Genomic DNA, 6,369 nt, shown 5'->3' with positions numbered 1-6,369 from the left:
TCTTTGGCTAAAGATTAAAGTGTTGCGTCGACCCGTTAAAATCGCCGCCCATAGCGTTCCTTCAGTCGCCCGTGGTCGGACCAGTTTCCTTGCAAGACCAAGTCGCCGCAAGTTTGGCAACTTTCTAGTACGCCTCGCTTCAGCTTTTAAGGACGGTGAAGGCTCGGCTCCATCGAAATACGAGCATCAGGACAACCATGCACACGATGAGACCGATCAGGTCTCCAACTGCATATATGGCCAAAACTTTAATGATCACCTCCCAATCAATCAGATCGGAGAAGACGAGGGTTTGGCCAAGTGAGTTGATAACAGATGAAAGTGCACCCACTGCAATCATACCCTTCCACCGGAGTTTCACTGAGCCGCCGAAATAGAAATTGTAGCCGACGAAACGCGCGAACTCGAAGGTAATAAATGCGGAGGCTGCCCCAACAAGGAGGCTCTCTATCAGAGCTGGTTCAAGGAAATTCAAATCTTCGGACGGGCTGAACAGCCAAGCAGATAGGCTTGAACCGACTATAAGCGCGGGTATCGCCTTCCAGCCATACGCCCAAGTCGCAAGGACCCTGACACCGTGGGGCAGATACATAAGACTCGCAAAAACCGTCACTTCTGGCAAAAAGATGTTCTGGACCGGAGTAACAACCAGCGCGGTCAATCCATGAGCTAAGACGTAAAGAAGTACGATAATCAAGAAGTTCAAGGACGGGGCCCATTCGTTGAGGATGTCGAGATTTCTGCATTTTCACGACAGCCCGTCGTCCTAATCACATAATCAAAAATCCTGCTAGCTACCAGCAAGATCCCCGCGCACCAAATAGTGCTTCGATTTGTGACCTTCTGCTTTCTCGAGCAAGCCAAGGGAGAGTAAGGAGCGCAGCGCCCTGTGATAAGACGCCTGCGCGATCCCTGCGGTTAAATCATGCTTTCGGATTTCGTCAGACGTAACGACCTCCTCACGCGATCCCGATAAGGCATGCGCCGCGAGAAACACGTCCATTTCCACGGGTGTTAACGCGTCAAGCCCGACCTCATGCTCCATTTCGCGCAGCATGCTGCGGAGTTCGAAAACTGCCGAGAGCGTCCCAAATGATTTGTTCATCAAATTTGTCGCATTCCAAAAGACCTAAACAAGACACCCCACCTTTTAAAAATTATCATATTGACAATTGTGGCAACTTGAATGGATATTCATTAAACCTTGAATAACCGTGAGTAGATTTTCAAGGTTATTTTAGAATTTTCTTCCCCGGTCGATAATCATGACATCGACCGGGGTAATTTAACAGCCTAAAGATACTTTAGCAAAGAAAAGACTAGGCGCCAAATGTCGGCTTTGTCCCGCACAGCAGACCAACAGAAAATCGGGCCCGCGCTCTCCGGAGACCCGCTATTTTTGGTACTTCTATTCGTCGGGCTTATCAGGTTACCAAGGGATCAAGATCAGGGTGATTGCAGGGAACAATACCAGCAGAACCACGCGGAACAGATCGGATGCGACGAAAAACATGACCGCTTTGTAGGTCTCGGACATCGGCGTTTTGCGGTCCATCGCGTTGATAATGAACAGGTTCATGCCCACCGGCGGCGTGATCAGGCCCACCTCAACCACGATCAGCACCAGAATGCCGAACCAGATCGCCACCAGCTCTTCGTTGATGCGGTAAAGCGCGCCAGAGTTCACGCTGCGGATCTCCATCGCCTTGATCTGGTCGCGTGTCAGCTCAACCCCGTCGGCAAGGCTTTGTTGCACACTGGCAAGCATATCAGGCCCTAGTTGCACCCCCGCAGCAAAAGCATCAGCGGCGCGGTGGGCGTGCAAATCGGCCATGGTGACAAAGCCGAAATCAAGGCCCTGAATGACAGGCCAGAAGATCGGAATGGTCAACAAGATCATGGACAGGCTGTCCATCACGCAACCCAGCAGAAGGTAGAACACCAAAATACACACCAGCACCAACCACGGGCTATAGCCCTGCCCGCCGATCCATGCCGCAATCTCTTGCGGGACCTGGGTGAGCGCCAGAAAGCCGTTGTAGAATGCAGCGCCCAGCACAATGAAGAAGATCATCGCAGTAGAGCGCGCCGTCACAAGAAAGCTCTCAGCCAGCGTCTTACGGGTGAGGCCGCCGTTTATCAGGGCGATCAATCCGGTGCCAAAAGCGCCAACAGCCGCGCCTTCGGTGGGGGTGAACCAGCCCAGATAGATGCCGCCGACCACCAGCGCAAAGACCACTAGCACGGGCCAAACCTGCACCAGATCAACCAGCCGCTCTGCCCAAGGGACACGCCCGCGCGTGCCCGCCGAGTTTGGATAAATCCGCACGTAGATCGAGATAACCGCGACATAGCCAAGCGCAGCAAGGATGCCCGGAATGAAGGCCGCAAGAAACAGCTTGGCGATGTTCTGCTCTGTCAGGATCGCGTAAATCACCAGCACGACAGAGGGCGGGATCAGGATGCCAAGAGTCCCCCCTGCCGCAAGTGTCGCTGTTGAAATGCCGCCTTCGTAGCCGTATTTCCGCATCTCCGGCAGGGCCACTCGGCTCATGGTCGCAGCGGTGGCAAGGGATGAGCCGCAGATCGCGCCAAAGCCCGCGCAAGCACCGATGGCGGCCATGGCCACACCGCCTTTGCGGTGACCGATAAAGCCCGCAGCCGCCTTAAACAATGCCTGAGACATGCCGCCGAGCGTCGCGAAGTGTCCCATCATCAGAAACATCGGAATGATCGACAGGGAATAGCTGGAGTAGGTCGTAAAGGTTTCGGACTTAAGCCGCGCAAATGGTAGGCCAACGTCGCCTGTCACCAAAATCATCCCAACCAGCCCGGCCAGAAACATCGCTAATCCAATTGGCACACGCAGAAATATCAGTCCCAGAAGCGCCGGAAATGACAGGATGCCGATTGCAACATCACTCAATGGTCTGCTCCTGTTTCGGACGGCAGCAGCTCATGACCCGACAGGGTTTCGACCACACGCACCCCCGCGACATAGACTGCGACAACCGCTGCGACCGCGGCCGCGAACATGCTGAGCGCATAGGCCCACCAAAGGGGAAACTCCAGCAGGAAGGTCGTCTGACCCGAACGAAATTTGGTCTGCAATCCGCCGAAAAGTTGGGTTGCGATCAGGACAAACACCGCCGCAAAAAGCAGCGATGTGATCAGGCGCAAGATCCGATTAACCCGCTCTGACATCCCTTGGGTAAAGATATCAACCGACGCATGCCCGCCCGACAGGGTACACAAAGGCATGAACGCAAAGATGGCAAAGGCGATGCCTGCTTCGATCAGTTCAAAATCACCATTGATCGGGCCGATACCAAGGTTGATCGCCAACTGCGCAAACCCCGGGGCGATGCCCTCAACGAAATCAGAGTGCAGCATCCCGTTGAGCGACCTGCCCAACACCGAAGCACATGTTAGGAGGATCAATGCCGAAAGCATTATGCCCCCCAGATAGGCCATAAAGCGCGAGATTTTCATAAAGGCTGGATACATCTTGCCCCGTTCCCGAAAATGAGCGGACCAACCATGTCAGACCCCAAAAATGCAAAACGGCCGCAACACACCATGCTGCGGCCTTCTGTTGTTTAGTTGTTGGCTGTGTACTCGGCCATCAATGCGCGTGCTTCATCGATGCGTGCCTGACCGTCGATGCCCTTTTCGGCCATCTCGGCAATCCATGTTGCATAGATTGGCTGAACAACTGGCAGCCATGTGGATTTGGCTGTTTCAGCATCGATTGTGATGATGTTGTTGCCCATCTCTAAGGCCACAGCGCGTGCAGGACCGTCAGAGTCGGACTGTGTACCGCCAGCAAAGACAGAGAATTCCAGACCGGAGTTCTTGTCAATCACAGCTTTCAGATCATCAGACAGACCTTTATACACACCCTTGTTCATCGCCAGTACGAACGTGAGGTTATAAAGCGCAGGACCTTCAAATTCTGTGTGGTTCTCGACAAGCTCTGGCACTTTCAACGCGCCGGTCACTTCCCACGGAATAGTGGTACCGTCGATGACACCCTTGGACAGCCCTTCAGGAATCGCAGGCACAGGCATGCCGACAGGTGTGGCACCAGTGGCTTCCAGCAACTGGTTCACCAGACGCGAACCACCGCGGATTTTCATGCCGCGCAGATCGTCAGGTGTCTGAACCGGATCGGCTGTGTGGAACATGCCGGGGCCATGCACCCATGTACCCAGAATATGCGTGTCGTTGAATTCGTCCTGCATGTATTTGTCGAACATCTTGCTATAGGCGTAAGATGCCGCGCGGGCGTCAGCGACCATGAATGGCAGCTCGAACACTTCGGTGGACGGGAAACGGCCCGGTGTGTAGCCGACAACAGTCCAGACCACATCGGCCACGCCATCGACGACTTGGTCATACAGCTCCGGTGGAACGCCGCCCAGCTGCATGGAAGGGAAACGGTCAACCTTGATGCGGCCATCAGAGTCCGCCTCAACAGCGTCTGCCCAAACGTCCAAAATGAGTTTTGGCACGTTCGCCTGTGCGGGCAAGAATTGGTGCAGCTTAAGCGTCACTTCTTGTGCCATCGCGTTACCCGCTGTCAGCGCAAGCATCGCAACGCTGCTCAAAGCACCGAGGATTGTTCTACGATTTGTCATGTGGTTCCTCCCTTGGATCCGTTTATTCACGATGCGGATCTGCATCGCGGTTGTTAGTCGTTCGAGCGCGTGTTTCTATGACACGCCGTCTCTTTTTCTGTTCTGCTGGCGGCCCTGTCAAAGGGATCACCAACCCGTCTATATCCAGTGCCAAATCGACCCGCTTGGCAAGTGAATTGCAAGCCGCCAATCTGTTTCGATCTATTTGTGCGCTCCGCCCCTCGCCCAAAAACCTCCTGCAGTCGAATCTTGTTATTTATTGACCGACCGGTTGGTTTATGCAAGATTTTTCCAAACGGGAGGACGCGATGTCAAACACAATCACGGTGACAGACCATGGCCTCTGGGTTGAAATTACGCTCAATCCTCCTGACCGACTGAACAGCTTTAACGAAGATATGCACCTGGCTTTGCGCGCCGCATTAAGGAGCGCAGAAGGCAAGCGTGCTGTCCTTTTGACAGGTGCCGGCCGTGGCTTTTGTGCGGGGCAGGATCTGGGAGAGCGCGATCCCGCAAAAATGGACGGGCCGCCTGATCTGGGACAAACAGCACGCCAGTTCTGGGCACCACTGGTCCGACAGTTGCGCGGTCTTGAGATGCCGGTGGTATGCGCAGTCAACGGTGTGGCGGCGGGCGCAGGCTCTAGCCTCGCGCTTAACTGCGATATCGTTCTAGCGGCACATTCCGCCCGCTTCATCCAGAGCTTTGGCAAGGTCGGGCTGATCCCCGACACAGGCGGCAGTTGGCAGCTTACCCGTTTATTGGGCCCTGCCCGCGCGCGCGGCCTCACGCTTACGTCAGAGCCGCTGACCGGCACGCAGGCTGCCGAGTGGGGCCTGATCTGGAAGGCTTATGACGACGAAGACCTGATGGAGGAAGCCCGAACACTAACCGCCAAGCTGGCATCCGGCCCCACCTTTGGCTACGCGAGCACAAAGCGCGCCATAGATGCCGCCGCGACCAACACGCTGGATGATCATCTGGAGTTGGAGGCCGATCTGATGAAGGCCTGCGGAGAAAAAATGGATTACGCCGAAGGTGTCAGCGCCTTTCTCAACAAACGCGATCCAGTCTTTCAGGGCCGCTGACACCTCTCAACGAAGGATACAGCCGTGCCGCGCCCGATTGCCCAAGACCATGACGACAAACGCGCCGCGATTCTGCGCGCTGCCGCCCGGCTGTTCGCCGACGAAGGCTATGGCCGCGCGTCAATGTCCAAGGTTGCGCGCGTGTGCGGTATTTCCAAGGCCAACATTTACCACTATTACCCGAGCAAAGAGGCGCTTTTGTTCGATATGCTGGATACCCATCTGCGCTATCTGCGAGACCGGATCGGCAACCTAAGCTTTCCAAGTAGTGATCCGAACGCAAAGGTCTTGCACATGATCACCGAAGTGCTGCTGGCCTATCAGGGCGCCAACGCCGAGCATGAGGTGCTGCTAAATGCTACCAAAGCCTTGCCGCCCGAGCAGCAGAAAATTCTGCGCCAACACCAGAGCGACCTGATCGGTTACGGGCAGGCAATCCTGACCGCGATCACGCCCCCCTCTGTCGTCGCGGACCGCGACAAAATGCGCGCATTCACGATGTCCGTTTTCGGCATGCTGAACTGGCATTACAAATGGTGCCGCGATGCCGATGCGCAGACAAGGCAGGCGCATGCACAGGTTATCGCGCAGCTTGTCATCGGTGGAGCCCCGAGCCTGTCGTAAATACAACTTGGCCAAGC

The 6,369-nt window shown here is 55.3% G+C and carries 7 protein-coding genes; 2 read left to right on the top strand and 5 right to left on the bottom strand.

Annotation, left to right across the window (positions count from 1 at the left end; translation table 11 throughout):
* Nucleotides 1-139 precede the first annotated feature (139 nt).
* From V7730_RS13430 to V7730_RS13410, 5 genes are all read right to left on the bottom strand, one after another.
* Nucleotides 140-706 (bottom strand): hypothetical protein, encoded by a 567-nt coding sequence (locus V7730_RS13430; protein WP_335748107.1) that lies wholly within the window; start codon nt 704-706, stop codon nt 140-142.
* An 84-nt stretch (nt 707-790) separates the two neighbouring features.
* Entirely contained in the window at nt 791-1,105 is a 315-nt protein-coding gene (locus tag V7730_RS13425) for a hypothetical protein (protein WP_335748106.1), read from the bottom strand.
* A gap of 324 nt (nt 1,106-1,429) precedes the next feature.
* Nucleotides 1,430-2,926 carry a TRAP transporter large permease gene (locus V7730_RS13420; protein ID WP_335748105.1) on the bottom strand — a complete coding sequence of 499 codons (1,497 nt, stop codon included), beginning with the start codon at nt 2,924-2,926 and terminating at the stop codon, nt 1,430-1,432.
* The gene (locus V7730_RS13415; RefSeq protein WP_335748104.1) at nt 2,923-3,507 is read right to left on the bottom strand and encodes a TRAP transporter small permease; all 585 of its coding nucleotides are present in this window, start codon (nt 3,505-3,507) and stop codon (nt 2,923-2,925) included. Before V7730_RS13415 ends, V7730_RS13420 begins: the two co-directional genes overlap by 4 nt.
* A 92-nt stretch (nt 3,508-3,599) precedes the next feature.
* On the bottom strand, nt 3,600-4,640 hold the full coding sequence (locus V7730_RS13410; RefSeq protein WP_335748103.1) for a TRAP transporter substrate-binding protein: 1,041 nt from the start codon (nt 4,638-4,640) through the stop codon (nt 3,600-3,602).
* 308 nt (nt 4,641-4,948) lie between these two features.
* Between V7730_RS13410 and paaG the strand changes: the two genes are divergently transcribed.
* Complete coding sequence (gene paaG, locus V7730_RS13405) at nt 4,949-5,728, top strand: 2-(1,2-epoxy-1,2-dihydrophenyl)acetyl-CoA isomerase PaaG (RefSeq protein WP_335748102.1); 780 nt, start codon at nt 4,949-4,951, stop codon at nt 5,726-5,728.
* A 24-nt stretch (nt 5,729-5,752) separates the two neighbouring features.
* Nucleotides 5,753-6,352, top strand: coding sequence for a TetR/AcrR family transcriptional regulator (locus V7730_RS13400; protein ID WP_335748101.1), 600 nt, complete (start codon nt 5,753-5,755; stop codon nt 6,350-6,352).
* The last annotated feature ends 17 nt before the right edge of the window (nt 6,353-6,369 follow it).

Origin of the sequence: Sulfitobacter sp., assembly GCF_036961165.1 — a bacterium.
In the GTDB taxonomy this organism is placed as follows: domain Bacteria; phylum Pseudomonadota; class Alphaproteobacteria; order Rhodobacterales; family Rhodobacteraceae; genus Sulfitobacter.
Note: the sequence above shows the minus strand (reverse complement) of the source record. Positions and strands in the feature narration are given on the sequence as shown.

Coding starts and splice junctions, on each gene's coding strand:
- V7730_RS13425 (WP_335748106.1), bottom strand. CDS start 1,105: ATGAACAAATCATTTGGGACGCTCTCGGCAGTTTTCGAACTCCGCAGC.
- V7730_RS13415 (WP_335748104.1), bottom strand. CDS start 3,507: ATGTATCCAGCCTTTATGAAAATCTCGCGCTTTATGGCCTATCTGGGG.
- V7730_RS13410 (WP_335748103.1), bottom strand. CDS start 4,640: ATGACAAATCGTAGAACAATCCTCGGTGCTTTGAGCAGCGTTGCGATG.
- paaG (WP_335748102.1), top strand. CDS start 4,949: ATGTCAAACACAATCACGGTGACAGACCATGGCCTCTGGGTTGAAATT.